General features: G+C 71.7%; 23 protein-coding genes. 11 read left to right on the forward strand and 12 right to left on the reverse strand.

The annotated features are described in order from the left end of the window. Window positions 1–21 precede the first annotated feature (21 nt). From paaI to KDK95_RS08565, 3 genes are read left to right on the forward strand one after another with little or no spacing between them, the layout of a single operon-like run. Window positions 22–462, forward strand: coding sequence for a hydroxyphenylacetyl-CoA thioesterase PaaI (gene paaI, locus KDK95_RS08555; protein ID WP_249160695.1), 441 nt, complete (start codon window positions 22–24; stop codon window positions 460–462). 3 nt (window positions 463–465) lie between these two features. Next, complete coding sequence (gene paaK, locus KDK95_RS08560) at window positions 466–1,815, forward strand: phenylacetate--CoA ligase PaaK (RefSeq protein WP_212517503.1); 1,350 nt, start codon at window positions 466–468, stop codon at window positions 1,813–1,815. Between the two features lie 22 nt (window positions 1,816–1,837). Then, the gene (locus KDK95_RS08565; RefSeq protein ID WP_212517504.1) at window positions 1,838–2,452 is read left to right on the forward strand and encodes a TetR/AcrR family transcriptional regulator; all 615 of its coding nucleotides are present in this window, start codon (window positions 1,838–1,840) and stop codon (window positions 2,450–2,452) included. Window positions 2,453–2,458: 6 nt separating this feature from the next. On the opposite strand, the gene KDK95_RS08570 is transcribed toward KDK95_RS08565, so the two are convergent. After that, the gene (locus KDK95_RS08570; RefSeq protein WP_372463291.1) at window positions 2,459–3,415 is read right to left on the reverse strand and encodes an alcohol dehydrogenase catalytic domain-containing protein; all 957 of its coding nucleotides are present in this window, start codon (window positions 3,413–3,415) and stop codon (window positions 2,459–2,461) included. A 229-nt stretch (window positions 3,416–3,644) separates the two neighbouring features. Between KDK95_RS08570 and KDK95_RS08575 the strand changes: the two genes are divergently transcribed. Then, the gene (locus KDK95_RS08575) at window positions 3,645–4,175 is read left to right on the forward strand and encodes a hypothetical protein (protein WP_212517506.1); all 531 of its coding nucleotides are present in this window, start codon (window positions 3,645–3,647) and stop codon (window positions 4,173–4,175) included. Window positions 4,176–4,198: 23 nt separating this feature from the next. Here KDK95_RS08575 and KDK95_RS08580 read toward each other — a convergent pair whose 3' ends face one another. The 3 genes from KDK95_RS08580 to KDK95_RS08590 all read right to left on the reverse strand — a co-directional run bounded on the left by KDK95_RS08580 (window position 4,199) and on the right by KDK95_RS08590 (window position 6,568). Then, window positions 4,199–4,534, reverse strand: a complete 336-nt coding sequence (locus tag KDK95_RS08580; protein ID WP_212517507.1) for an STAS domain-containing protein — start codon at window positions 4,532–4,534, stop codon at window positions 4,199–4,201. 84 nt (window positions 4,535–4,618) lie between these two features. Beyond that, window positions 4,619–4,954, reverse strand: coding sequence for a helix-turn-helix transcriptional regulator (locus KDK95_RS08585; protein WP_212517508.1), 336 nt, complete (start codon window positions 4,952–4,954; stop codon window positions 4,619–4,621). An 87-nt stretch (window positions 4,955–5,041) separates the two neighbouring features. Beyond that, window positions 5,042–6,568 carry a CYTH and CHAD domain-containing protein gene (locus KDK95_RS08590; RefSeq protein ID WP_212517509.1) on the reverse strand — a complete coding sequence of 509 codons (1,527 nt, stop codon included), beginning with the start codon at window positions 6,566–6,568 and terminating at the stop codon, window positions 5,042–5,044. Between the two features lie 21 nt (window positions 6,569–6,589). Here KDK95_RS08590 and KDK95_RS08595 point away from each other — a divergent pair, with 21 nt between their 5' ends. The 3 genes from KDK95_RS08595 to KDK95_RS08605 all read left to right on the forward strand — a co-directional run bounded on the left by KDK95_RS08595 (window position 6,590) and on the right by KDK95_RS08605 (window position 8,410). Continuing rightward, window positions 6,590–6,763 (forward strand): hypothetical protein, encoded by a 174-nt coding sequence (locus tag KDK95_RS08595; RefSeq protein WP_212517510.1) that lies wholly within the window; start codon window positions 6,590–6,592, stop codon window positions 6,761–6,763. Beyond that, window positions 6,760–8,058: an acyltransferase family protein gene (locus KDK95_RS08600; RefSeq protein WP_212517511.1), complete on the forward strand. Its 1,299-nt coding sequence runs from the start codon at window positions 6,760–6,762 to the stop codon at window positions 8,056–8,058. Before KDK95_RS08595 ends, KDK95_RS08600 begins: the two co-directional genes overlap by 4 nt. 148 nt (window positions 8,059–8,206) lie before the next feature. Then, window positions 8,207–8,410, forward strand: coding sequence for a cold-shock protein (locus KDK95_RS08605; protein ID WP_212517512.1), 204 nt, complete (start codon window positions 8,207–8,209; stop codon window positions 8,408–8,410). Window positions 8,411–8,484: 74 nt separating this feature from the next. Here the strand turns inward: KDK95_RS08605 and KDK95_RS08610 are convergent, their stop codons facing one another. The 5 genes from KDK95_RS08610 to KDK95_RS08630 all read right to left on the reverse strand — a co-directional run bounded on the left by KDK95_RS08610 (window position 8,485) and on the right by KDK95_RS08630 (window position 12,765). Continuing rightward, on the reverse strand, window positions 8,485–10,191 hold the full coding sequence (locus KDK95_RS08610; RefSeq protein WP_212517513.1) for a DEAD/DEAH box helicase: 1,707 nt from the start codon (window positions 10,189–10,191) through the stop codon (window positions 8,485–8,487). A gap of 228 nt (window positions 10,192–10,419) precedes the next feature. Continuing rightward, entirely contained in the window at window positions 10,420–10,698 is a 279-nt protein-coding gene (locus KDK95_RS08615; RefSeq protein WP_212517514.1) for a hypothetical protein, read from the reverse strand. A gap of 175 nt (window positions 10,699–10,873) precedes the next feature. Continuing rightward, window positions 10,874–11,140: a hypothetical protein gene (locus KDK95_RS08620; protein ID WP_212517515.1), complete on the reverse strand. Its 267-nt coding sequence runs from the start codon at window positions 11,138–11,140 to the stop codon at window positions 10,874–10,876. 9 nt (window positions 11,141–11,149) lie between these two features. Next, the gene (locus tag KDK95_RS08625; RefSeq protein ID WP_212517516.1) at window positions 11,150–12,058 is read right to left on the reverse strand and encodes a hypothetical protein; all 909 of its coding nucleotides are present in this window, start codon (window positions 12,056–12,058) and stop codon (window positions 11,150–11,152) included. Further along, on the reverse strand, window positions 12,058–12,765 hold the full coding sequence (locus KDK95_RS08630) for a WXG100-like domain-containing protein (RefSeq protein ID WP_212517517.1): 708 nt from the start codon (window positions 12,763–12,765) through the stop codon (window positions 12,058–12,060). The genes KDK95_RS08625 and KDK95_RS08630 overlap by 1 nt, the downstream gene beginning before the upstream one ends. A gap of 246 nt (window positions 12,766–13,011) precedes the next feature. Between KDK95_RS08630 and dpgD the strand changes: the two genes are divergently transcribed. After that, entirely contained in the window at window positions 13,012–13,824 is an 813-nt protein-coding gene (dpgD, locus tag KDK95_RS08635; protein ID WP_212517518.1) for an enoyl-CoA-hydratase DpgD, read from the forward strand. A gap of 7 nt (window positions 13,825–13,831) precedes the next feature. Here the strand turns inward: dpgD and KDK95_RS08640 are convergent, their stop codons facing one another. Together KDK95_RS08640 and KDK95_RS08645 are read right to left on the reverse strand one after the other, a co-directional pair. Further along, window positions 13,832–14,581 carry an ABC transporter ATP-binding protein gene (locus KDK95_RS08640; protein ID WP_212517519.1) on the reverse strand — a complete coding sequence of 250 codons (750 nt, stop codon included), beginning with the start codon at window positions 14,579–14,581 and terminating at the stop codon, window positions 13,832–13,834. A gap of 26 nt (window positions 14,582–14,607) precedes the next feature. Further along, complete coding sequence (locus KDK95_RS08645; RefSeq protein ID WP_212517520.1) at window positions 14,608–16,023, reverse strand: ABC transporter permease; 1,416 nt, start codon at window positions 16,021–16,023, stop codon at window positions 14,608–14,610. Window positions 16,024–16,145: 122 nt separating this feature from the next. Here KDK95_RS08645 and KDK95_RS08650 point away from each other — a divergent pair, with 122 nt between their 5' ends. The 3 genes from KDK95_RS08650 to KDK95_RS08660 are packed head-to-tail and all read left to right on the forward strand — an operon-like array spanning window position 16,146 to window position 18,569. Continuing rightward, entirely contained in the window at window positions 16,146–16,637 is a 492-nt protein-coding gene (locus KDK95_RS08650; RefSeq protein ID WP_212517521.1) for a DUF5666 domain-containing protein, read from the forward strand. Between the two features lie 16 nt (window positions 16,638–16,653). Next, a complete protein-coding gene (locus tag KDK95_RS08655; protein WP_212517522.1) occupies window positions 16,654–17,307 on the forward strand; it encodes a response regulator transcription factor in 654 nt (217 codons plus the stop codon). 14 nt (window positions 17,308–17,321) lie between these two features. Then, window positions 17,322–18,569, forward strand: a complete 1,248-nt coding sequence (locus KDK95_RS08660) for a sensor histidine kinase (protein ID WP_212517523.1) — start codon at window positions 17,322–17,324, stop codon at window positions 18,567–18,569. Here KDK95_RS08660 and KDK95_RS08665 read toward each other — a convergent pair. Then, on the reverse strand, window positions 18,518–23,488 hold the full coding sequence (locus KDK95_RS08665; RefSeq protein WP_212517524.1) for a non-ribosomal peptide synthetase: 4,971 nt from the start codon (window positions 23,486–23,488) through the stop codon (window positions 18,518–18,520). The two genes, KDK95_RS08660 and KDK95_RS08665, sit on opposite strands and share 52 nt — an antisense overlap. Between the last annotated feature and the right edge of the window lies 1 nt (window position 23,489).

Consider the following 23,489-nt stretch of genomic DNA (forward strand, 5'->3'; position numbering starts at 1 on the left):
AATCAAGGCGGTCGACGATCCATGACCCATCCCGCCCCCGCACTCGCTGATGCGGCCCGCACCATGTTCGAGGCGGATGCGGCCTCGGCCGCCCTCGGGATCCGCGTCGAGCACGCGCTCGACGGGGCGGCGAGCGCCCGGATGACCGTGACCGACACGATGGTCAACGGCCACGGCATCGCGCACGGCGGCTACATCTTCCTGTTCGCCGACACCGCGTTCGCCTGCGCCTGCAACACCTACGGCCCGGTCACCGTCGCGGCCGGAGCCGAGATCACGTTCGTCACCAGCGCGCGGCTGGGGGACGAGCTCACCGCCGTCGCCGAGGAGCGGACCCGCTACGGGCGCAACGGCATCTACGACGTCACCGTCTACCGGGAGACCCCTGAGGGACGCGAAGTGGTCGCCGAGTTCCGCGGCCGCAGCCGCACCATCGCCGAAGTCCAGCCGAGGGAGTCCTGAGCCATGACCGCGACGCACAGCGAAGTGCCCGCAACCCGCCGCCGCCTCGGTGCGGCGCCGGCCGCCGACGATCTCACCGCCGAGGAACGGCTCAGCCTCGACGAACTGCGCGCCCGCCAGCTCGAACGCCTGCGATGGACGCTCCGGCACGCCTACACCAACGTGCCCGCCTACCGCGCCAAGTTCGACGCGGCCGGGGTCCATCCCGACGACTGCAGGGAGCTGGCGGACCTCGCCAAGTTCCCCACGACGACCAAGCAGGACCTGCGCGAGAACTACCCCTTCGGCATGTTCGCCGTACCGGAGAAGGACGTGCGCCGCATCCACGCCTCCAGCGGCACCACCGGCAAGCCCACCGTCGTCGGCTACACCGAGCAGGACATCGAGACCTGGTCGACCGTGCTGGCCCGCTCGATCTTCGCCGCGGGCGGCCGTCCCGGCCACAAGGTGCACAACGCGTACGGATACGGCCTGTTCACCGGCGGGCTCGGCGCGCACTACGGCGCGGAGAAGCTCGGCTGCACCGTCATCCCGGCCTCCGGCGGCATGACCGCCCGGCAGGTCCAGATCATCGCCGACTTCCGCCCCGAGATCATCATGGTCACGCCGACCTACATGCTCACGCTGCTCGACGAGTTCGAGCGCCAGGGCATCGACCCGCGCACCACCTCGCTGAAGGTCGGGATCTTCGGCGCCGAGCCGTGGACCGAGCAGATGCGCTGCGAGATCGAGGAGCGGATGGACCTCGACGCCGTGGACATCTACGGCCTGTCCGAGGTGATGGGTCCCGGCGTGGCCCAGGAGTGCGTCGAGACGAAGGACGGCCTGCACGTCTGGGAGGATCACTTCTACCCCGAGGTCGTCGACCCGATCGACAGTCACGTGCTGCCCGACGGCGAGACCGGCGAGCTGCTGTTCACCTCGCTGACCAAGCACGCGCTGCCGATCATCCGCTACCGCACCCGCGACCTGACCGCGCTGCGGCCGGGCACCGCGCGGCCCGCGTTCCGCCGGATGGACAAGGTGACCGGCCGCTGCGACGACATGATCATCCTGCGCGGGGTGAACGTCTTCCCCACCCAGATCGAGGAGATCGTCCTGGACGTCGACGGCCTGGCCCCGCACTTCCAGCTCAAGCTGACCAGGCGCGACCGGATGGACCACATGACGGTGCTCGCCGAGGCGTCGGCCGGCACGGGCGCCGAGCGCCGCCGGGCGGCCGCGCTCGAGGTCGTCTCGCGGGTCAAGGACGGCGTCGGCGTCACGGTCGCCGTCGAGATCCTCGACCCGGAGTCCCTGGAGCGCTCGGCCGGGAAGCTGCGCCGGGTGATCGACGAGCGGCAGACGCCCTGAGACGACCTGCGAGAATGACGCCATGGCCGACACGCTGACCAACCGGACCGCCAAGCGCGGCAGACCCGGGTACGACCTGGAGTCGCTGCTGCGCGTCGCGGCCGCGACGTTCAACGAGCGCGGGTTCGACGGAACCAGCATGGAGGACCTCTCCCGGGTGCTCGGGATCTCCAAGTCGGCGATCTACCACCACGTGGCCGGGAAAGACGAGCTGCTGCGGCTCGCCGTCAACCGCGGCCTCGACGGCCTGTTCGCCGAGGTGGCCGCCCTGGACGCGGTCGAGGGACGGGCCGTCGACAAGCTCGAGCACCTCGTGCGGGCGAGCGTGCGCGTCCTGATCGACGAGCTGCCGTTCGTCACGCTGCTGCTGCGGGTGCGCGGCAACACCGAGGTCGAGCGGGACGCGCTGGCCCGGCGCCGCGAGTTCGACCAGATCGTCTCCGACCTCGTGAAGCAGGCCGCCTTCGACGGCGACCTGCGGCCCGACGTCGACCCGCACGTCTCCGCGCGCCTGCTGTTCGGCATGGTCAACTCGATCGCCGAATGGTACCGGCCGCGCGGGGACGCGGCGGCGGCGAGTGAGGCGCTCGCCGAGGCCGTCGCGGTCGTCGCCTTCGACGGCCTCCGGCTGCAGTGACGGCCATCAGTCTTCGTACACCGCGACGAGGCGGCCGGTCACGTCGCCCTTGCGCAGCCGGTCGAGCGCGTCCGGGATCATCGCCGGGGTGATCAGGTCCATCGGCGGCTTCAGCTCGCCCGAGCGCATCAGCGCGTAGAGCGCCTCGAGGTCCTCCCTGGTGCCGGACTTCGACCCCTTGATCGTCAGCTGGTTGACGATGATCGGGTACGTGCCGACCGTCGCCTCGAGCCGGCCCATCCCGACCTGGACGAGCGTCCCGGACTCGGCGAGCGTCTCGACCGCGGCCGCCGTCGTGCTGCCGAAGCCCGCGTAGTCCACGATGAGCTCGAGGTCCTCGTCCTTGAACTCGGAGATCGACTCCGCGACGCCGGCCAGCCCGATCTCGTCGGCCTGCTTCCGCGTCTCCGGACTCGCCTCGGCCGCGTACACCTCGGCGCCGAGCAGCACCGCGATCCGCGCGCCGATGTAGCCCAGGCCGCCGAGCCCGATCACGCCGACCTTCCTGCCCTTCGCCGCCCCGCCGACGGTCACCATCGCGCGGTACGAGGTCAGGCCGGCGTCGGTGGCCATCGCGCCGAGATCGAAGCCGACCTCGTCCGGCAGCCGCACGAGGTTCGCGTCGGTAGCCCTGATCCGCGGTCCGAAACCGCCGTCCCACTTGCCGTAGCCGATCGCGTCGCCGTCCGGCATCACCGGCGCCAGGCCCACACGCTCGCCGACCTTCCAGTGCTCCATCCCCTTGCCGACCTCGACGAGGACGCCGGCGTTCTCGTGGCCGAGGGTCATCGGCGTGCGGGAGAACAGCGGCATCCAGCCGGGGTCGTCCAGCGCGCTGACATCGGAGTGGCACACCCCCGCGGCCTTCACCGCCACGACGACCTCGCCCTCGCCCGCACGCGGTTCCGGCACATCCTCGAGCGTGAGCGGCTGGTTGGTTCCGTGGAAACGCCAGGCCTTCATCGAAACTCCGTTCTTCGAAGCCGACATCTCCCCGATCATCGCCCGGCCCGGGCGGCGGTACCGGCCCGCCTCGGCCAACCGGCTGACCCAAGCGGCCCCCATGCCGCCGACCCCGCCGAGCCGCTCACCCGCCGAGCCGCCGGCAGGCGGCCCGCCGGGGGCTGGGCTCTCCGGGTGGAACGCCCGTGTCCGGCGGTGTGCGCAGCATGTCACCGGGCACTGTGAGGAAATGGACGCGCCTAAGGAGAACGGACACCGCAGGCCCGGCTTGTTCGAGGAGGTCCACACCGCCTACCGCGAGGACCTCGGCCCCGCCGAACGCTCCGCGCTGATGTCCTGGAGCGGCTTCGCCGCGACGTTCGCCGCGGTGCGCGGGATCACCTACAGCATCCGCAGCGGGAAGGGCCCGTTCCACAACGTCTCGGCCGGCAGCACCCACCTGCACCACTACCTGTGGGGGATCGCCATGCTCGGCGGGGTGGGCGCGGTCGCCGTGCACGGTACGGACGAGTCCCGGCACCATCCCGCCGTCGCGCTCAGCTACGGCACCGGGCTCGCGCTGATCGTGGACGAGTTCGCGCTGCTGCTCGACCTCAAGGACGTCTACTGGGCCAAGGAGGGCCGCGTCTCGGTGGACATCGGCGTCGGGATCGTCGCCGCCGGAGGCACCGTGTTCGCCGCGCTTCCGATCATCCAGCGCCTCGGGCGCAACCGCGGGAAGTCCTGGCACCGCAGCAGGCTGCGCCGGGCGAAGCACTGAAGACGCGGCCGGCGGACGCGGCGTCAGTCCTTGAGCGCCGTCTCGACATCCGGGAACATCGCGAAGAACTCGACCGCGCTGACCAGTTCGAGCACCTGCATGACGGCCGGCGAGACAGCGGCCAGCCGAAGGCTCGTCGCGCCGTCCCGCGCCGTATGCCCGGCTTCGACCAGGACCCGCAGGCCGGAGGAGTCGCAGAAGTCCACCCCGGACAGCTCGAGCACGGTCGTGCCCTGCTCGACCGCCGGAATCAGCGCCTCGCGCAGCCGGGGGGCGGAGGTCAGGTCGATCTCCCCGCGGACGGTGACCACGGCCGCCTGCGGCCTGTCCCGGTCCACCTGGACCTCAAGGGGGGTCACTACAGCCATCATGGCTCCCTTTGCTTCAAGCGTGCTGCTCTGAGTCGAGTGCTGTGATCTCTGCGCCATGAGTGCGTCGGCCCTTCAGCTGTCCGGCGAGTCCTGCGTGCGCCCGCCCGCCGCGGTCGGCTGTCCGGCGAGCAGTTCCAGGAACGGCCCGACGAGGTGCCCTTCCTGGCCCTGATGCCGGAAGGGGACGTCCAGGTGGAGCTGGTAGCGGGTGCGCCGCCCCACCCGCTCCCGGCTGAGGTAGCCGGCCGCCTCCAGATCCGCGATGATCGCCGCCGTGGTGCGCTCGGTCAGCCCGGCGTCGTCGCCGATGTCCCGCACCCTGGCCTCGGGATTCCGGGCGATCGCGACGAGCACGTGGCCGTGCCCGGTCAGCAGGGTCCAGCTTCCGTCCGCCGTGGTTGACCTCATGCGAAGACCATAGCGCAGGATTAACTCATGAGCTATACCTCAGGTGTTTTTTCTCAGGTAACGCTCGGTGACAGTCAGTGCGCCCGTTCAGCGCATCCACTGCGTCCGCTTCGCGCGGGTCGCCTTGCTCCACACCTTCTTCGCCTCGTCCAGCGACGCGGCCGAGCTCGCGGACTCGTGCGCGTGCAGCAGGCCGTAGGTGAACGCGTTCTCCCCGGCGGCGTGCGCGGCGATCCCCAACCTCAGCGCGGCCGGCCTGGTCAGCACGGTGTCCTGGTGATCCCCGAGGGCCGTCTGCAGGTCCTTGAGGTCGCTGATCGTCTTGCGGACCGCCTTCCCATCCTCGGCGAGCTGAGCGGTCTCGGCCGCGTACCGGGCGCGCTTGGCCGCCTTGCGGGTCGCGTGCAGCGCGACGTCCTGCTCCTGGCCGGGCTCGGCGGCGTACGCGGCCTCCGCCCGCCGCCCGACCCGCTTGAAGGCGCGCTTGACGGCCTTCGGCAGGGCCTTCGCCGCGTGTTGATCGGCGTGGTCAGCCAGCGGCGGGAAGTCGATGAGCCGGTCGAGGGCGTCGAGCAGGGCGAGATACCGGTGCGAGTCGAGGATCCGGGTCGACGCAGCCTGATCGGCGTCCGGCCCCGGCGTCGCGTACGCCTCGATGCGCCGCTCGACCGGGCCGATCACCAGTTCGCCCGGGAGTCGGTCGAGCGCCGCTTCGAGCCGTTCGGCGACGACCTCGTGGTCACGTGACCGCCCGAGCCTGCGGCCGAGCCACCGCAGCTCCTCGATCACGCCGCTCGTCTCCTCGAGCCGCAGCACGCGGGGGAACGCCTGAAGCGCGCTGCGCAGCCGTCGGGCGGCGACGCGCATGTCGTGCACGGCTTCCGGCTCGTCCATCCGCACCCGCGGATCCTGGGCGAGCAGCTCGTCCCGCTGGATCCGCACGTACGCGCACACGACATCGGCCGCCGTCGGATCGGGATCGCCGTCCTCGTCCTCCGGCTCGTCGCACCCGGCCGCGAGCCGCCCGGCGAGAGCGCGCTCGAGCTTGGAGGGCCATGCGCTGCGCTCCAGCCCGCGCTCGTGCAGGCGTGCGTCGGCGGCCTCGAGAAGCTCCATGCCGCCGCCGGTCAGCTCGACCTCCACCTCGCCCCAGCGCTCGGCCGGACGCGAATCGCCGAGCGCCTCGGCGACCACGTCGTCGGCGACGACCTCGGCCAGCGAGGTGCCCGAACCGTCGAGCAGCACGTGGCGCTGGCGGCGGGTCGTGATCTGCGCGACCGCGTGCACGCGGCGGCCGCGCAGCCGGGCGGTGAGCAGCGCGGAGAGCTCGTCCGGCAGCTCCTCGCGCAGCGGCGCCTGTATCTCGGTCCTGGTGCCGGGGCGGTCGGGCAGCTTGAGATGCCAGCCCGCGTCGTGGCCGCCCGAGCGGCGGCGCAGCGTGATCCCGGCGCGGATGAGCACCAGGTCGTCGGTGTCGTAGTAGACCGCGGAGAGCGTCTGCGTGCCGGAGTCCGACTGCTCGGCGACCCGGGGCAGCTCGGTCAGGTCCGGCACCGTCCTGCCGGACGGCGCTTCGTACTTCCACTCGGTTTCCGTCGTGCTGGTCGCCGTCATGCCTCGGCTCCTCGACGTCGTATGAACGCGTATTCGGTCCCTCTCGGGCAGGTGACCGGCTGCGGCGGCCGCAAACCGGTCGCGCGCGACGCGGATGGCGATCCGCGTCTGTCGGTCGCGATCGCGGCCGACGATTCCGGGTACCGTGACATCTCAGTCCTTGAGAACCCGCCGGCCGAAAATGGTGCGTCGTGACCCGGAACCGCTATGCCGACCTGCTCCGCGTCGTGGCCATCGGCGGCGTGGTCTACGGCCACTGGCTGCTGGTCTCGGTCACCTATCGGGACGGCCGGCTGTCCGGGCTGGACGCCGTGGAGTACGTGAGTTGGGGCCGCTGGGTCACCTGGCTCTTCCAGGTGATGCCGATCTTCTTCCTCGTCGGCGGCTACGTCAACAGCCTGTCCTGGGCCGGCCACTGCGCGCGCGGCGAGCACTGGACGTGGTGGGTGCGGGACAGGGCCGTCCGGCTGCTGTGGCCGACGGCCGCGTACATCGTGTTCGCGCTCGCCGCGACCGGCGTCGCCCGGCTCGCGGGCGTCCCCGAGCCGGAACTGGCCGAGGCCGCCTGGCTCGGCGCCCTGCACCTGTGGTTCCTGCCCGTCTACATACTGCTGATCGCACTCACCCCGGCGATGTACGCCGCGCACGTCCGCTGGGGATTCGCCGTGCCGCTGGTCATGGCCCTCGGCGTCACCCTGGTCGACATCGGCGCTGTGGGCATGCACATCCACCTCCTCGGCTACGCCGACTACCTGCTGGTGTGGGGCTCGATCCACCAGTGGGGCTTCGCCTGGCGCGACGGCAGGCTGACGGCGAAGCGGTGGCACCTGAACGCCATGATCGGGGTCGGCGGCGCCACGCTGATCGTCCTCGTCGCGACGCGGACGTTCAACGTCGACATGGTCGGGTCCGGCAACACCAACCCGCCCTCGATCGCGCTCCTCGCCTTCGCGGCGGCGCAGGCCGGGCTCGTGATCACCGCCGAGCCGTGGGTGAACGCCTGGCTGGCCCGGCCGGCGCGCTGGAACGTCGTGCGCCGGCTCAACAGCCTGGTCATGAACGTCTACCTGTGGCACTTCGTGCCCGTCCTCATCGTCGCGGCCGCGTTCTACGCCACCGGGGTCTTCCCGCAGCCCGCGATCGGCACGGCCCAGTGGTGGGAGTGGCGGATCATCTGGTTCGTACTCCTGACGGCGCTCTTCATTCCGCTGCTGGCGCTCGTCACCTGGCTCGAACGCCCCATGCTCCGCCTGCCGGCCGGGGTCGGCCACTCGGGAACCTGGTCGCCCGGTCTGCTGGGGGTCGGCATCCTCGCCGCGTCCCTCGGCCTCGCCCGCCTCGCGATCAGCGGTTTCGCGCCCGGGGGCCGCGCGCCGCTGGTCCCGCTGGCCGACTTCGCCGTCGGCCTGGCCGCGATCGTGCTCACCGGCCGCGGCCGGCCGGAGACGGCCAGGCGGGCGACCGACGAGGCCGTGGACGAGGCCGTGTAGCGGCGCGCCGAACGGGTCTCTCGGCGGTTCGAAGCGCGGTTCGCCGACGGGTCGGGTAGCCTGGACGCTGAAATGGAACGGGGTGTCGCAGCGCGGGCCTGCAGTACTCAGGTTCGGGGCGATCGTTCCATGAAGGAGAGTTACGAGTATGGCAACCGGCACTGTGAAGTGGTTCAACGCGGAGAAGGGCTTCGGGTTCATCGAGCAGGACGGGGGCGGTCCGGACGTGTTCGCCCACTACTCCGCGATCGCCACCCAGGGCTACCGCGAACTGCACGAGGGTCAGAGCGTGACCTTCGAGGTCACCCAGGGTCCGAAGGGCCCGCAGGCTTCGAACATCACGCCTAACTGAGCCTGAGCACAACCCCGTAGGGCCGCCGGAGGATCTCCGGCGGCCCTACGTCTTCCTCAGCTGCGGGCGACGGCTCAGCGGCCGCGCCCCCGGAAGTTCTGGGACGCCCTGGCCGCGCCCCCGCTCCGGGCCGGCGCCGCCTTCGGCTCGGCGGACGCCGCGCCCGCCGGCTGCCTCGCGCCCGCCGACTGCTTCGCGCGCTGCCCGCGGGAGGCGGCCTCGCCCTGCGCCGCCGGAGCACCGCGCCTCGACCCGTCGCGCCCGCCGCGGGAGCCGCCCTGAGCCTCCGCCGTGCCCGTGTTCGCCAGGGCTGCGCTCTTCCCGGGCTTCCCGGTCTTCCCGGAGCCCGCCTTCGTACTCCCGGTGCCGTTGGCGGTACCGGCCGCCTTCGCGCCCGACGGTCGGCGCGGCCGGTTCCGGCGCGGCTTGGACCCGCCCGCGGTACCGGCCGTGCCCGCGGTGCCTGCCGCGTCGCCCGAGGAGGAGCCGTCCAGCGGCTTCCCGGCCGGCTGGCCGGTCAGCTCGGCGATCCGGCCCGGCTCGGCCGGCACGCGGTCGCCGGGGGCCAGCGTCGCGATCAGCGGGTCGCCGGGGGCCAGCCGCGTCGTCGTCGCGGAGATCTTGGCCTTGCGGGCCAGCTCGCGCACCTCGGCGACCTGGGCGTCGGTCATCAGCGTCACCACGGTGCCGGAGTTCCCGGCCCGCGCGGTGCGCCCGGAGCGGTGCAGGTAGGCCTTGTGCTCGACCGGCGGGTCCGCGTGCACGACGAGGGCGACCTCGTCCACGTGGATGCCGCGCGCGGCGATGTCGGTGGCGACCAGCGTCGTGGCCTGCCCGGAGGCGAAGGCCGCGAGGTTGCGGGTGCGGGCGCCCTGGGTGAGGTTCCCGTGCAGGTCGACCGCGGGGACGCGGGCCGCGAGCAGCTGCTTGGCGAGCTTGCGCGCGCCGTGCTTGGTGCGGGTGAACACGATCGTGCGGCCGGGGGACGAGGTGAGCTCGACCAGGACCGGCACGCGGTGCTCCGCCTCGATGTGCAGCACGTGGTGGGTCATCGTCGGGACCTCGGCGTGCGCGGAGTTCACCGAGTGCGTCACCGGATCGCGCAGGTAGCGGCGCACGAGGTGGTCGATGCCGTTGTCCAGCGTCGCCGAGAACAGCAGGCGCTGGGTGCCCTGGGGCGTGGCGTCGAGGATCCGCTTGACCATCGGCAGGAATCCGAGGTCGGCCATGTGGTCGGCCTCGTCGAGCACCGTGATCTCGATGCCGTCGAGCTGCGCGTGGCCGGCGTCGGCGTGGTCGAGCAGCCGGCCCGGGCACGCGATGACCAGGTCGAGGCCGGAACGCAGCGCGGAGATCTGCGGCCGTGCGCCGACCCCGCCGAAGATCGCGGTGGTGCGCAGGCCGAGCGCCTTGGCGAGCGGCTCGGCGGCGGTGTGGATCTGGGTGGCGAGCTCGCGGGTCGGGGCGAGCACCAGCGCGCGCGGCCGGTTCGGCCGGCGCTTGCGCGGGTCCGCGGCGAGCCGGGTGAGCACCGGCAGCAGGAAGCCGAGGGTCTTGCCGGAGCCGGTGCGGCCGCGTCCGAGCACGTCGCGCCCGGCCAGCGAGTCCGGCAGGGTGGCCGCCTGGATCGGGAACGGCGCGGTGATGCCGTCCGCCGCGAGCAGGTCGGTCAGCGCCTGGGGGACACCCAGCTCGGCGAACGTGGCGGCAGGCGCGGCGCTTGCCGGGGACGTGCTTGCGGGCTTGGATGAGGACGATCTTGCGGGGCGGCCGGCCGCCATAGAGTACTCCGAACGTGTGGAAGGCCGCGCCTGCGCCCAGGAACACCGGTGGGCGTGCGCGGTGCCGACTGCGTTGCCAACGAAGTTTCGGCAGTCACGGGATCGGATCAAGCGTGTGCGGCACGAGGCCCTGTGGCGCTCGCGTCCACCAGTGTACGTGCCCGTGCACAGCACTCGGAGGTGACCGACCTGCTACGCCCCGCTGTCGAGCGGCGGACCGCGTCGTGCTCAGGCGGCGGTCGCCACGCTGAATGCGCCGCTGGTGCGCACGGCGTCGACCACAGCCTGATGCAGGTCGCGGCTTTGCTCCCGGGATGCGCACGGAACAGGGCTGCCCACGAGTGTGTACCACCGGGCCGCACCGGTGTACTGGACGGTGATGACCGCCTGCCGGTCGGCGAAGACAGTGCGAACGGTCAACTCTCCCTTGAGTACGCCGCCCTCGATCGTGTGAACACCGGTGTGCCCGCTGTAGACCCCCGCCGTCGTCCAAGTCGCCGAAATCATGGTGATCACCCGTGCCTCAGGTCCCTCTGTTCGCTCCATGTCACGCGAACCGCTCTTTGCTGCGACTATGGCTGCCAGTAGGCACCCGCGGTAGGGCTAAGAGTCCCGTGATGCGCGACACGATGACGGGGGCGACCTGAGCGATCGCAACCTGGGCAATCGCACGCGGCACGTATCAGTGCCCGCGCGCGGCGCGCCAGCGGGCGAGCAACTCCTCAGCGAGCTCGGGGCTGATCTCCACGTTTTCGCGGTCCATGCTGCCGAGCGTGAAGTAGCGCTCAAGGTAGTCGGTCGGGTGCCACTCGAGGTCGTTGCCGATCGCCTCGTCGGTCGGCCGTGGGGTGGTGGGCACCCTGCGGACCAGGCCGGTCGCTTCCTCGGGCGTTCCACCGTCCTTGATCAAGGCGAAGTACCGCACGGTGGGTTCGTCGCTCGCTTGCATGGGTGGAGTCTACTTTCTCGTCTCGGGGAGCTTGATCCCGGTTGCGCCCGGCGGTCGGGGGATGGCGCCGAAGATCTGATTCTGCTGGTCTTGAAGGGCCTGCACCTGCTCGGGGGACACGCCGGGCAGGCGGGCCTGCTCGTAGAGCTCGTGGGTGTCCATCTTCGCGTCGAAGCTGTCCTGGGTGTGGAACTGCATCTCGAATACGTGGCCGGTCTGGGGGTCGCGCCAGAAGCTGTTGATTCCCTTGTAGGCGTCCGAACCCCACGTGTTCTTGAACTTCACGTTCTCGAACCCGGCGTCCTGGAACTTCGAGATCGTCTGATTGACGCCGTCGGTGTAGCCGCTCTCGGGTAGCTTCAGCGTGTAGCGCACCGAGTCCTTCATGTCCGCCAAGGCCGAGTCGAGATCACGGGTCGGACCCTCGGACAGGGTCGTGGCCAGCTTGCGCTTGAACGACTCCGGGCTCTTGAGCACGAAGTCGGGGTAGCCCACGGCCTCTGCTCCGGGCACGCTGTTCTTCACATCCATGACCACCGGGGTGATGTTGGACTCCGCGTCCTTCGCCCGCCCCAGGAATCGGTCGGCAGCGGCGTTTTCCTCAGAGGTCAGATACAGCCCGTTCTCGCCCTCCCACGCGCCGGTGCCCGCTCCCTCGGCCTTCGGTTCCAGGATGTTCGAGATCTTGCTCTGCAGCGCCGGGTTCTCCCCCTTCACCGGAGCGGGGGCGCTCTGCGGCTTGATCTCCTCGAAGGCCGCGGTGTTGCCCGACTCGGTGGACAGGAGCCTGTCGGTGGTCTCGTCCGCGGTCTGCGCGGTCTTCTCGGTGAACCTGCCGAGCGCGCCGCCCGCGTCGCCGAGCGCCTTGTCCGCGTCGCCGGCGAGTCCCTTGAATATCGCCGATTCCTCGCCCGACATCAGAAGCTCAGCTCCCTTACTCCCTGCTGGAAGTTGGTCGCGTGCAGGCGGAAGGTCTGGGCATGCTCGCGCAGCGCCGCGGTGTGCTGGCGGACGACCTGCGGGTCGAGCATCAGAGTCGAGGACTGCGCACCGGACGGCGAGGTCTGCGACCAGTCGAGCCCGGACAGCGCCGCGGAGACCTTCTCGAACAACGGCTTGGCCGCCGCCTCGACGACCTGGCCGATGATGTACTGCTCGAGATCCTGGACCAGCGACTCCATCAGGGCACGGCCGGCCGCCATGATCGCCGGGACGGCGGCCTCGGCGATCCCGAGTGTGGCGACAGCCGCGGCCTGGTCCGCCACGAAGGCGGCAGCCATGGCGACGAGCTCAACGATCGCCGCGACCTTCTGGGCGACGATGTACGCGGCCGCGGCCTCGAGCGCGTCGGCGAGGACGTGGCTTGCGTCGACGAGTTCCGTCACGTGCCGGGCGGACAGCTCCGCCCATCCCGAGCTCATCTGCGCGGTCGAAGCGCTCTGATATCCCTGGGCGATTCCCCGGATTGCCGCCGTCGCGTCCTCGTGGGTCGTCTGTACCGCTGTACCGAACTCGCGCACGAGACCCGCGAACTGCATGACCGAGTCCTCATTGATATATGGCCACTTCACGCCGATGACGTTCAGGAAGGTGACCACAGGCCCCGGCAGGTCATCTACAGCCAACGTTGCCTCACATGTGTGGGTCTCGAGCGTCCGCGGGAATGGGCTGAGCGTAGCAGGGGTGCGCTTTGGGCGACGCCGCGAGTTCGCCGGCTAATCCGGTACGCGGAGGTTGGAATCAATGCGTTTTGGAAATGCCACTCCGAGCGGACCCCGCGCGGGTCTCAACCGTCGTAGTAAATCAGCGCCCGCGGGGGAGTGAACTACGAAGCCTGACCTGTCCCCGGCACGCTCGCCTAGTCTGGGTCCATGGATGAGGCCTCTGAGTCAGTCGGCCGCGTGCTGTACGAGCGGGAGGGCCACGTCGCGAGAGTGACGCTGAACCGTCCCGCCGTGCTGAACGCGATGGACCTGCGGATGCACGCCGAGCTCGCCGACGTGTGGGACGAGATCGAGCGGGACGACGCCGTCCGGCTGGTCGTGCTGACCGGGGCGGGCGAGAGAGCGTTCTCGGTCGGCCAGGATTTGAAGGAGCGCGCCCGTCTTGACCGCGACGGAGCCGAGGCCACGAGTTTCGGTTCGCGCGGGCTTCCCGGCTGGCCGCGCCTGACCGAGCGCTTCTCCTTCGCCAAGCCCATCCTGGCCCGCGTCCAGGGCTACGCCCTCGGCGGCGGCTTCGAGCTCGTCCTCGCCTGCGACCTCGTCGTCGCCGGGCAGAGCGCCAGCTTCGCCCTCCCCGAGGCCGCCCTCGGCCTGATCCCCGGCGCCGGCGGCGCGTTTCGGCTCGCCCGCCAGATCCCGCTCAAGACCGCCATGGGCTACCTCCTGACCGGCCGCAGGATGACCGCGCGCGAAGCCCTCGCCCACGGCCTGGTCAACGAAGTCGTCCCCGATGACGAGTTGGACGCGTGCGTAGACCGCTGGACAGCGGACCTGCTCCGCTGCGCCCCGCTCTCCCAGCGCGCGATCAAGGAAGCCGTCATGCGCTCCGCCGACATGCCGCTGGAGAACGCCTTCTCGGCCCGCTACCACTGGGAGGCCGTCCGCCGCGCCAGCCAGGACGCCAAGGAGGGCCCCCGCGCCTTCGCCGAGGGAAGAAAGCCGGTCTGGCGCGGGGAGTGACGCGACGTCAGCTTGCCGGTTCGGGTTCGCCTTCCGGGGCTACGGCTTTCCGCTGCTCCGGGCGCCGGCGCTCGGCCCTGCGGGAGTCGCGGAGGATGGAGAGGTTGCCGTTCTTCATCACGCCGACGCGCTGGGCGCGTTTGGCGACGGAGCTGTCGTGGGTGATGAGGATCATCGTCAGACCGCGCTCGAGCCAGAGCTTCTCGAGGAGGTTGACGATGTCGTCGCGGGTCTCCTCGTCGAGGTTGCCGGTGGGCTCGTCGGCGAGCAGGACCTTGGGTTCCTTGACGATGGCTCGGGCGATGGCGACGCGTTGCTGCTGGCCGCCGGACAGCTCCGTGGGGACGTGGCGCATCCGGTCTGCCAGGCCAACGGACTCGAGTGCGGCTCCGACGCGGCGGCGGCGTTCGGGGCCGCGGATGCCCATCGGGACGAGCGCCGCCTCCACGTTCTCGGCTGCGGAGAGGGTCGGGACCAGGTTGAAGGTCTGGAAGACGTAGCCGAAGGATTCGCAGCGCACCCGGGTCAGCTGGGTCTCCTTCAGTCCGGACAGGTCGCGGCCGTCGAAGTCGATGCTGCCGGAGCTCGGCCGGTCGAGGCCGCCGAGCAGGTGCAGGAGGGTGGACTTGCCGTGGCCGGTGCGGCCCTGTACGGCGAGCCATTCGCCGTCGTCGACGGTGAGGGAGAGGTCGCGGACGGCGCTGACCGTGCGGCGGCCTTTCTGGTAGTTGCGGGTTACCTGGGTGAGCTCGTACATCGCGCGCTCCTTGGTTTCGTAGAGGCTTAGGCGACCCTGGCCAGCGCGTCGGCGGGGCGCAGTTGGGCGATCCGCCAGCTGCCGATAGAGCCGGCGAGCAGGGCGCCGATCACCGCGAGCACGACGGCGAGCAGGATGGCGTCGAGCGTCACGGGCGCGGACATGGTGATCGGCACGGTGCGGGTGATCGTCGGGTCGTACGACGTGGAACCGCTCGGGGTGGCCGACGTCAGGTGCTGGCCGGTGGCGGTGACCACGGTCGCGGAGAGCTTCGGCGCGACGGCCTTGATGACGGCCGAACCCGCGAAGCCGACACCGACCCCGAGCAGTCCGCCGACGATCCCGATGACGGCCGATTCGCCCATCACCTGTGCGATGACCCGCCGGCTGCGCCAGCCGAGCGCCTTGAGGGTGCCGAACTCGCGCACCCGCCGGGTGACGGCCGCGATGGTCAGCAGGCTCGCCACCGCGAACGCCGTGAGCAGCACGAGTACCGCGAGCCAGCGGCCGAGGCTGCTGGTGAGCCGGGCGGTGTTGGCCAGCGAGCCGGTGACCTCGTTCGCGAGGCTGGACGGGCTGGTCACGGTCGCCGAGGGCAGCAGCCTGCCGATCTCCGCCTGCACGGTCGGGATGTCGGCCGCGCTCACCGCCGTCACGTAGATGGAGTTCACCTCGCCGGTCAGCTTCTTGCCCTGGCTGGTGGCCAGCGCCTGGGCCCGGGCCAGCGGGATGTACACGTCCGGCGGCTGGCTGCCCTGCGGCTGCGTGACCTGGCCGATCACCGTGAACGGAGTCTTGGCCACGGTCACCGTCGCGCCGAGCTTGAGGCTGTGCGCCGAGGCGTAGTTCGAGTCGACGACGGCCACGTTCGCCGACGCGTCGCCTGCCGCGAAGCTGCGTCCGGAAGTCACCTTGCCGTCGGTGTACGGGCCGAGCGTCGAATGCGTGAAGTCGACGCCGTCCACGTAGAACGAGGTCGAGGTCGGCAGCGCGCCGCCGGTCGCGACCGAGGCCGGTACGACCATCTGCTGATCGGTGAGCACGAGGCCGCCGCCGACGGCCTGGACCTTGCCCAGCTTGGCGACCTCGGCGATCGTCGAGTACGGCAGCGGGCCGTAGCTCAGGCCATTGAGATTGTCGATGGTCTGCGCGCCGGAGCTGCACTTGCCGTTGTCGCACACCTCGGCGCCGCTCGGGGTCATGGTGATCCGGAAGCCGTTGTTGTCATCGGCCTTGAACGGCGGCGGGGATTTGGTGACGGTCAGGTCGGTGCCGATGCCGTACAGGCCCTGCAGCACGTTCCCCTGCGCCTGCTGCATCCCCGAGGAGACGGCCATCACCGTGACCACGAGGCCGACGCCGAGCGCGAGCCCGAGCATGATGAAGACCGACTGCCGCATGCGGCGCCGCAACTCGCGCCGTAGATAGGTGACGAAGAACATGCCAAGAGATGTACGGGGACGGCGGTTGCGCGGCGGTTACGCGGCGCTGCCGTACCCGGCCGTGTCACCGCCTCCGGCCGCTGCAACCGCCGTGCAACCGCGCCGCGGGCAAGGTGTCGACCATGGCGAACAAGAGAACTGCGGGCTACGGAGGATACCAACCGCCGAAGAGCAACGCGCCGCTGATGGCGGTCGCGGTGGTCGCGGTGGCCGCGGCGATCGGACTGTTGATCGTGCTGGTCTTCGCGAACAGCCCCTCGTCCGCGTCGGCCGCCTCGGACCCGACGAACGGCAATCCGGCTCCGACCCAGACCTACGCCGGCGGCGGCAGCGGCGGCGGCACGCTCGCTGCGCTGCCTCCGCTCAGCGGCAACGGCGGCGGCCTGATGTACATGCTCAACGGCAAGGTCGCCGCGATCAGCAGCACCTCGATCACGCTGGCCGGCAACGGGCCCAGCGTCACGGCGGCGATCAACAGCTCGACCCAGGTCTCCGGCGACATCTCGAGCGTGAGCGGCATCAAGGTGGGCGACCAGGTCACCGCACAGGTGAGCGGGCAGAGCTCGTCGAGCCTGGTGGCCACGGCGATTCAGGACCCCGGAACCGGACCGTGACGGGTAGCCTGGCGCTATGAGGGTCCTGGTCGTCGAGGACGACGCGGAGCTCGCCGACGCGATCGCGCAGGGCCTGCGGCAGGAGACGTTCGCCGCGGACACCGCGCTGGACGGCGAGCGCGGCCTGGAGAACGCTCTCGACAACGACTACGACGTGATCGTGCTGGACCGGGATCTGCCGGCGCTGCACGGCGACGCGGTGTGCGCGAAGCTGGTCGCCGCGGGCTGCCGGAGCAGGATCTTGATGCTCACCGCGGCGGCCGACATCGAGGACCGGGTGGACGGGCTCGCCCTCGGCGCCGACGACTACCTGCCGAAGCCCTTCGCGTTCGCCGAGCTGGTCGCCCGGATCAGGGCCCTGGCCCGCCGGGCGCAGCCGGCGATCCCGCCGGTGCTCCGGAACGCCGACCTCGAGCTCGATCCGGGTCGGCGCACGGCGGCCCGCGCCGGCCGTGCGCTGGACCTCGGGCCGAAGGAGTTCGGCGTGCTGGAGCTGCTGCTGGCCGCGGACGGCCGGGTCGTCTCGGCCGAGGAACTGCTGGAACGGGTCTGGGACGAGATGGCCGACCCGTTCTCCACCGCCGTCAAGGTCACCATCAGTAGGCTGCGACGCAAGCTCGGCGAACCGTCGCTCATCGAGACCGTTCCCCAGGCCGGATATCGGATCTAAGCTCACGTATGCGCATGCCCCTGAGAACTCCCCGCAACACCATCCGGCTCCGGCTGACCCTGCTGTACGCGGCGTTCTTCCTGTTCTCCGGCGCGGTGCTGGTCGCGATCATCTACACGCTGGTCGACAGCTCGTCCGGGCCGCTCGTATCGGTCACGCACCTGAACCCGGTGCCGCTCGGGTCCGGCGGCGCGGTGCACACCGAGCCGCCGCAGCCGCTGCAGAGCAGCCTGGCGCAGGCCGCGCACGCGCAGGAGATGCACGAGCTGCTGGTGAACTCGATGGTCGCGCTGCCGGTGATGGCCGTGGTCTCGGCGCTGCTCGGCTGGATAGTGGCCGGTCGCGTGCTGCGTCCCCTGCGGGTGATCACCGGCTCGGTCCGCGACATCACGGCGCACCGGCTCAACGAGCGGCTGCTGGTCTCCGGCCCGCGCGACGAGCTGGCCGAGCTGTCGGAGACCTTCAACGGCCTGCTGGACCGGCTCGAGGCGGCGTTCGAGGCGGAGCGGCTGTTCGTCGCGAACGCCTCGCATGAGCTGCGTACGCCGCTGACGCGGGAGCGTACGGTGATGGAGGTCGCGCTGCGCGACCGGAATGCGACGGTCGAGACGCTGCGTGCGGCGGGAGAGCGCGTTCTGGCCTCCGGGCAGCAGTTGGAGAAGCTCATCGAGGCGCTGCTCACGCTCGCCCGCAGCCAGCGCGAAGTCGAGGCGGACGAGCCGTTCGACCTGGCCGAGGCAGCCGCGAAGTATGTCGCCACCACGGAGAGCGCGGCACGCGTCGCGAGCGTCACCGTGCACGCGGATCTCGCGCCCGCGCCCGGCCGCGGCGACCCGCGGCTCGCGGAACGGCTCGTCGCCAACCTCGTGGACAACGCGATCCGGCACAACGTCCCGGGCGGCCACGTGACGGTGCGCACCTGGCAGGCCGACGGCTCGTCGCACGTGCGGGTCGAGAACACCGGCCAGCTCGTGCCCGCTACGGAACTGCACCGCCTGACGCACCCCTTCCAGCGCCTCGCGCCAGGCCGGGGGAGCGGCAGCGGAAGCGGCCTCGGGCTCTCCATCGTCCGCGCGATCGCCGCCGCGCACGGGGCGAAGTGCATGCTCGCGTCCCGTCCGGGCGGCGGCCTCGTCGTCGAGGTCCGCTTCCGCACGCCGCGCGGCCCCCGACCCGGTGACGGATCGGGGGCCGCGCGGGGCAACGGCCATCAGCCGGCGGTGCCGCCGAAAGCGGATTCGAACTCCTCGATGTCGTCCTGATCGAGCGCGATCAGCGAGAAGTCCGACGGGGTGTGGCCGCCTCCGCCGCCGTCGGCCGCGTGCCGGACGAGACCGCGCAGCGCGGCCTCCCAGCAGGCGGCCAGTTCGGCGAGCTCGGCCTCCGTCAGCAGCGCAGTCGGCGACTCGAGGACGAAGCGCAGCTCGGGACCTCCGGGCAGGTCCCGCGCCGAGCCGTTGATCTCCAGCACGTGCCGCAGCGGCATCAGCGGGTCCACGCCGCCGCGCATCGCGTGCTCGCCGGCCGGGGCCCACGGGCGCTGCTCCCGCGTCTCGGGCGCCTCGCCGTCGACGTCGGGGCCCTGCGGCCCACCGAAGCGGCCCAGGTAGTTGAAGCCGATCTGCGGCGCCGGCAGGTCCGCGAGCACCGGCTGCGTCGCAGGGTTCAGGTACCGCAGCAGGCCGTAGCCCAGGCCGTCTCCCGGCGTCTGCCGCAGCTGCTCCTTGACCCGCTTGATCAGCCGCGCCGCGTCCTCGCCGCCGGCCCGGACCTCGGCGGGGTCGATCGCGCCGACCGCCAGCCGGACCGGGTGCACGGTGGTGAACCAGCCGAGCGTCCGCGTGAGGTCCATGTCCTCGGTCAGCGGCACCCGGCCGTGCCCTTCGCGGTCGACCAGGAATCCGCCCTCGACGCGGCGGCCGCGCGCCCGCAGCCACTCGTCGAGAGCCGAGGCCAGACCCGCCATCAGCACGTCGTCCACCCCGGCGTGGAACGCGGCGGGAACGTCTGCCAGCAGCGTGCCCGCGGTGTCCGCCGGGATCAGCATCTCCGCGCGGGAGAAGCCGTTGCCCACGGTGTCGGTCTCCGGGTCGAGCGGCCGGTCCGCGAGCGGGAGGTCGGCGCCGTCCAGCATCCGAATCCACGTCTGCAGCTCGTCGACTGTCGACTGCGCCCTGGCCAGGTCGGCCAGACCGCTCGCCCAGCGGCGGAACGAGGTCGGCGCCGAGGTGACGGCCGCCTGGGCCGCGTCCGCGCCGCCCGCGAGCAGCGCGGCGTGCGCGAGGGCCAGGTCGGGCATCAGCACCCGCCAGGACACGCCGTCGATCACCAGGTGATGAGCGGTCAGCAGGAGGTAGCCGCTCTCGCCGGGGCCCCGGTCCAGCAGCGCCGCCTGCAGCATCACGCCGTCCTGCGGCGACAGCGCCGCCTCCGCCGCGGCCGCCTGCTCGTCGATGAGCTCCGCGAGCGCTTCCTCGTCGAGACCGGCGGCGTCCACGACGCGCACGAGCCTCGCCGCCGTCGCCGCCGAGGAGGCGCCCGCCTCGGGGACCATCAGCTGCTCGCCGTCCGCGTCGAGCCGGGCCCGCAGCACGTCGTGCCGGTCGAGCATGGTTTGGATCACGACGGTGAGCTGATCGAGCGTCAGGTTCGCGGGCGACGTGAGCAGCATCGCCTGGCTGCCCGAGCGCGCCGCGGAGCCTGCGCGCTCGGCGAGCTCCCGCATCACCGGCGTGAGCGGGACCGGGCCGAACGGGATGTCCTCCGCGCCCGCCGCGCTGGCCTCGTCGATCGGCTCGGCCACCCGGGCCAGCTCGGCCGGGGTCCGCAGCTCGAACACCTGCCGCGGCGTGATCGCCAGACCGGCCTTGCGCGCCCGGCCCGCGACCAGCATCGACATGATCGAGTCGCCGCCGAGCGCGAAGAACGAGTCCTCGGCGCCCACCCGCTCGAGGTTCAGCACCTCGGCGAACAGCCGGCAGAGCAACTCCTCGACGTCCGTCGCGGCCGCGCGGCCCGCGGCCTTGCCGGAGAAGACGGGCGCGGGCAGCTTCGCCCGGTCGAGCTTGCCGTTCACCGTGACCGGCAGCACTTCGAGCACCGTGATCGCCGCCGGAACCATGTAGTCGGGCAGCTTGGCCGCCACGAACTCCTTGAGCGCCTCCGGGTCGAGCACCGCGTCCGCGTCCTCGGGGACCACGTACCCGGCCAGCCGCCGATGGCCCGCCTGGCCGTCCTCGAGCGCGACCACGACCGCCTGCTTCACGTCCGGGTGCGCGGCGAGCACGGCCTCGATCTCGGCCGGCTCGATCCGGAAGCCGCGGATCTTGAGCTGCTTGTCGGCGCGGCCGAGGAAGAGCAGCGTGCCGTCCTCGGTCCACCGGGCGAGGTCTCCGGTGCGGTACATCCGCGCGCCGGCCGGCTCGCCCGCGACGGGGAACGGGCAGGCCACGAAGCGTTCCGCGGTCAGCGAGGGCCGGCCGACGTAGCCGCGGGCGAGCCCGGCGCCGGCGAGGTAGAGCTCGCCGGTCATCCCGACGGGCACCGGCTGCAGGAACGCGTCGAGCACGAAGGCCCGCGTGTTGTCCATCGGCCGCCCGATCGGCACCAGGTCCGGCACGGAGCCGGCGTCGGTGAACGGCAGCTGCGTGGCGAACGCGGTGGCCTCGGTCGGACCGTACGTCGTGCGGACCGTGATACCGGGATGCGCCTGAAGCAGGGTCCTGACGGCGTTCGCCGAGACCACGTCGCCGCCGGTGGACACTTCGCGCACGCCGGCGAAGATGTGCGGGGACTGCTCCGCGAGCACCCGGAAGAGTCCGGCGGTGGCGTGCACGTTCGTCACGTTCTGGGCCGCGATGAGCCGGCCGCGCTCGACGCTGTCGACCTCTCCGGCGGGTGCGAGGACGAGGCGGCCGCCATGCAGCAGCGTCGCCCAGATCTCGTACGTCGACGCGTCGAACGCGTGGTTGGCCTGCACCAGGACGCGTTCCATGACCTCGGACGACCAGGAGGAGTCGAGGCAGAACGCGATCACGCCGCCGTAGGTGACCGCGACCCCCTTCGGCGCGCCGGTCGAGCCGGAGGTGTAGATGACGTACATCAGGCTGTCCGGGGAGACACGCACGCCGAGCGGGCTCCCGGTCTCGATCTCGCCGGGGACGATCGCCTCGAGCGTGAGCACCTCGATGTCCGGGAAGACGACGCGTTCCGCGTTCGGCTCGTCCACCAGCACGATCGAGACGCCGGCCTCGGCCGCCAGGGCGCTGAGACGCTCGGCCGGGTGCTTGCCGTCCATCGGCACGTACGCCGCACCCGCCTTGACCACCGCCAGCAGCGCCGTGATCAGCTCGGGCGAGCGGTTCGCGACGATGCCGACGAGCGTCTCGGGCCCCGCGCCGAGGCCGACCAGGCGGCGGGCCAGCCGGTTGGCCGCCGAGTCCAGTTCGGCGTACGTCAGCTCGGTCTCCCCGGCGACGACCGCCACCGTCTCGGGAGAGCGGCGGGCCTGCTCCTCGAAGAGTTCCGCCAAGGTGGCGTCCGGTAGCGGCCTCGCGGTCGCGTTCCATGCCTCGACCAGCTGGTGACGCTCGTCCCCGGTCAGCACGTCGAGCCGGCCGAGCAGCACCTCCGGGTCGTCCGCGACCTGACGCAGCAGCAGGAGCACCCGGTCGACGATGGCCCGCGCGGTCTTCTCGTCGAACACGTCCGGGCGGTAGTCCAGGCGGATCTCGATGTCGTCGATCGGCGTGATCACGAGCGTCAGCGGATAGTGCGCCGCCTCCTCGCCGCCACCCGACGAGATCCGGATCGCTCCCGGCCCCGGCGGCACCGGTCCGGGCGGCGGCGCCTGCTCGCCCCCCGCGGCACCCGCGGGCGGCGGACCGAGATGCAGCGGCCCGCCCTTGCTGCCTCCGGGAGGCGGACCCTGGAGCAGTTGGCCGCCCTGACCATCCGCGGGCGGCGGGCCCATGTGCAGCGGTCCGCCCCGCAGCGGTCCGCCGCGCAGGGCCGCGCCGCCGAGCCCCTCCGGCGCGGGCGCCGGGCCGCCGGGCTCGGGCGCCTCGGCCTCCTTGCCCGGGGCCGCCATGCCGACGGCGGGCGCGGTCTTCGGGCCGCGCGGGTAGTTCTGGAACACCATCAGCGTGTCGAAGGTCGCGCCCGGGCCGCCCGCGCGCTGGATCTCGGACAGGCTCAATTGCTGGTGGTCGAGCAGCGCGGACTGCTGGTCCTGCAACGCGACCAGCGACTTGCGGAACGGCGTGGCCGGGTCCAGGGGCACGCGCACCGGGACCGTGTTGATGAACAGCCCGACCATCCGGTCCGCCTGCGGCACCTCTGCCGGACGGCCGGAGACCGTGGCGCCGAACACCACGTCGCTGCGCCCGGACAGCTTGCCGACCAGCACCGCCCAGGCGACCTGGAAGACCCGGTTCAGCGTCACGCCGGCGGTGCGCGCGACCTCCCGCAGCCGGTCCGCGAGTTCGTCGCCGACCTGGTCGATCACGTGCTGCAGCATGACCGGCGGGCCGCCGCGGTCGTCCGGACCGACCAGCGTCGCGTCCTCGGTGCCCTCGAGCATCGACCGCCACGCCTCGCGCGCCGCGTCCTTGTCCCGGCGGACCAGCCACTCCAGATAATCACGGTACTGCGGCACGGTCGGCAGCACCGACGCGTCGCCCGCGTTGCCGTACACCGCCCAGAGCTCGTTGAACAGGATCGGCAGCGACCAGCCGTCCATCAGGATGTGGTGCATCGTCACGACCATCCGGTGGCGTCCCGGGCCGATCCGCAGCAGCAGCACGCGCAGCAGCGGCGGGACGCCGAGGTCGAAGCGGCGCGCGTCGATCGCGGTCAGCCGCTCCGCCTCCGCCTCGGCGTCCTCGTCGGACAGCTCGGTCAGGTCGGCGTGCGTCCACGGGATCTGCACGCCCTTCGCGATCACCTGCACGGTGTCGCCGGAGCCGCGGGTGCGGAATCCGGCCCGCAGGCTCGCGTGCCGCTCCAGCAGCGCCTGCCAGGACGCCTGGAGGACTTCGGGCCGCAGCACGCCGTCCAGGTTCAGGATCCGCTGCCCGACGTACACGTCCCGGGGCGCGCCCTGGTCGTACGCGGCGTGGAAGAGCAGTCCCTCCTGCAGGGGGGACAGCGGCCAGACGTCCTCGACTGTCAATTGCGACATG

The sequence above is a fragment of the Actinospica acidithermotolerans genome, from assembly GCF_018139625.1.
Lineage (GTDB): Bacteria > Actinomycetota > Actinomycetes > Streptomycetales > Catenulisporaceae > Actinospica > Actinospica acidithermotolerans.

Bases quoted from the DNA above. Each gene is read 5' to 3' on its own strand.
- KDK95_RS08570 (WP_372463291.1), bottom strand. From the start codon at position 3,415: ATGAAGGCCTGGCGTTTCCACGGAACCAACCAGCCGCTCACGCTCGAG.
- KDK95_RS08610 (WP_212517513.1), bottom strand. From the start codon at position 10,191: ATGGCGGCCGGCCGCCCCGCAAGATCGTCCTCATCCAAGCCCGCAAGC.
- KDK95_RS08565 (WP_212517504.1), top strand. From the start codon at position 1,838: ATGGCCGACACGCTGACCAACCGGACCGCCAAGCGCGGCAGACCCGGG.
- KDK95_RS08650 (WP_212517521.1), top strand. From the start codon at position 16,146: ATGGCGAACAAGAGAACTGCGGGCTACGGAGGATACCAACCGCCGAAG.
- KDK95_RS08605 (WP_212517512.1), top strand. From the start codon at position 8,207: ATGGCAACCGGCACTGTGAAGTGGTTCAACGCGGAGAAGGGCTTCGGG.
- KDK95_RS08660 (WP_212517523.1), top strand. From the start codon at position 17,322: ATGCCCCTGAGAACTCCCCGCAACACCATCCGGCTCCGGCTGACCCTG.
- paaI (WP_249160695.1), top strand. From the start codon at position 22: ATGACCCATCCCGCCCCCGCACTCGCTGATGCGGCCCGCACCATGTTC.
- KDK95_RS08665 (WP_212517524.1), bottom strand. From the start codon at position 23,488: ATGTCGCAATTGACAGTCGAGGACGTCTGGCCGCTGTCCCCCCTGCAG.
- KDK95_RS08620 (WP_212517515.1), bottom strand. From the start codon at position 11,140: ATGCAAGCGAGCGACGAACCCACCGTGCGGTACTTCGCCTTGATCAAG.
- KDK95_RS08575 (WP_212517506.1), top strand. From the start codon at position 3,645: ATGGACGCGCCTAAGGAGAACGGACACCGCAGGCCCGGCTTGTTCGAG.
- KDK95_RS08645 (WP_212517520.1), bottom strand. From the start codon at position 16,023: ATGTTCTTCGTCACCTATCTACGGCGCGAGTTGCGGCGCCGCATGCGG.
- KDK95_RS08640 (WP_212517519.1), bottom strand. From the start codon at position 14,581: ATGTACGAGCTCACCCAGGTAACCCGCAACTACCAGAAAGGCCGCCGC.
- KDK95_RS08625 (WP_212517516.1), bottom strand. From the start codon at position 12,058: ATGTCGGGCGAGGAATCGGCGATATTCAAGGGACTCGCCGGCGACGCG.
- KDK95_RS08585 (WP_212517508.1), bottom strand. From the start codon at position 4,954: ATGAGGTCAACCACGGCGGACGGAAGCTGGACCCTGCTGACCGGGCAC.
- KDK95_RS08595 (WP_212517510.1), top strand. From the start codon at position 6,590: ATGAACGCGTATTCGGTCCCTCTCGGGCAGGTGACCGGCTGCGGCGGC.
- KDK95_RS08590 (WP_212517509.1), bottom strand. From the start codon at position 6,568: ATGACGGCGACCAGCACGACGGAAACCGAGTGGAAGTACGAAGCGCCG.
- KDK95_RS08655 (WP_212517522.1), top strand. From the start codon at position 16,654: ATGAGGGTCCTGGTCGTCGAGGACGACGCGGAGCTCGCCGACGCGATC.
- dpgD (WP_212517518.1), top strand. From the start codon at position 13,012: ATGGATGAGGCCTCTGAGTCAGTCGGCCGCGTGCTGTACGAGCGGGAG.
- KDK95_RS08615 (WP_212517514.1), bottom strand. From the start codon at position 10,698: ATGATTTCGGCGACTTGGACGACGGCGGGGGTCTACAGCGGGCACACC.
- paaK (WP_212517503.1), top strand. From the start codon at position 466: ATGACCGCGACGCACAGCGAAGTGCCCGCAACCCGCCGCCGCCTCGGT.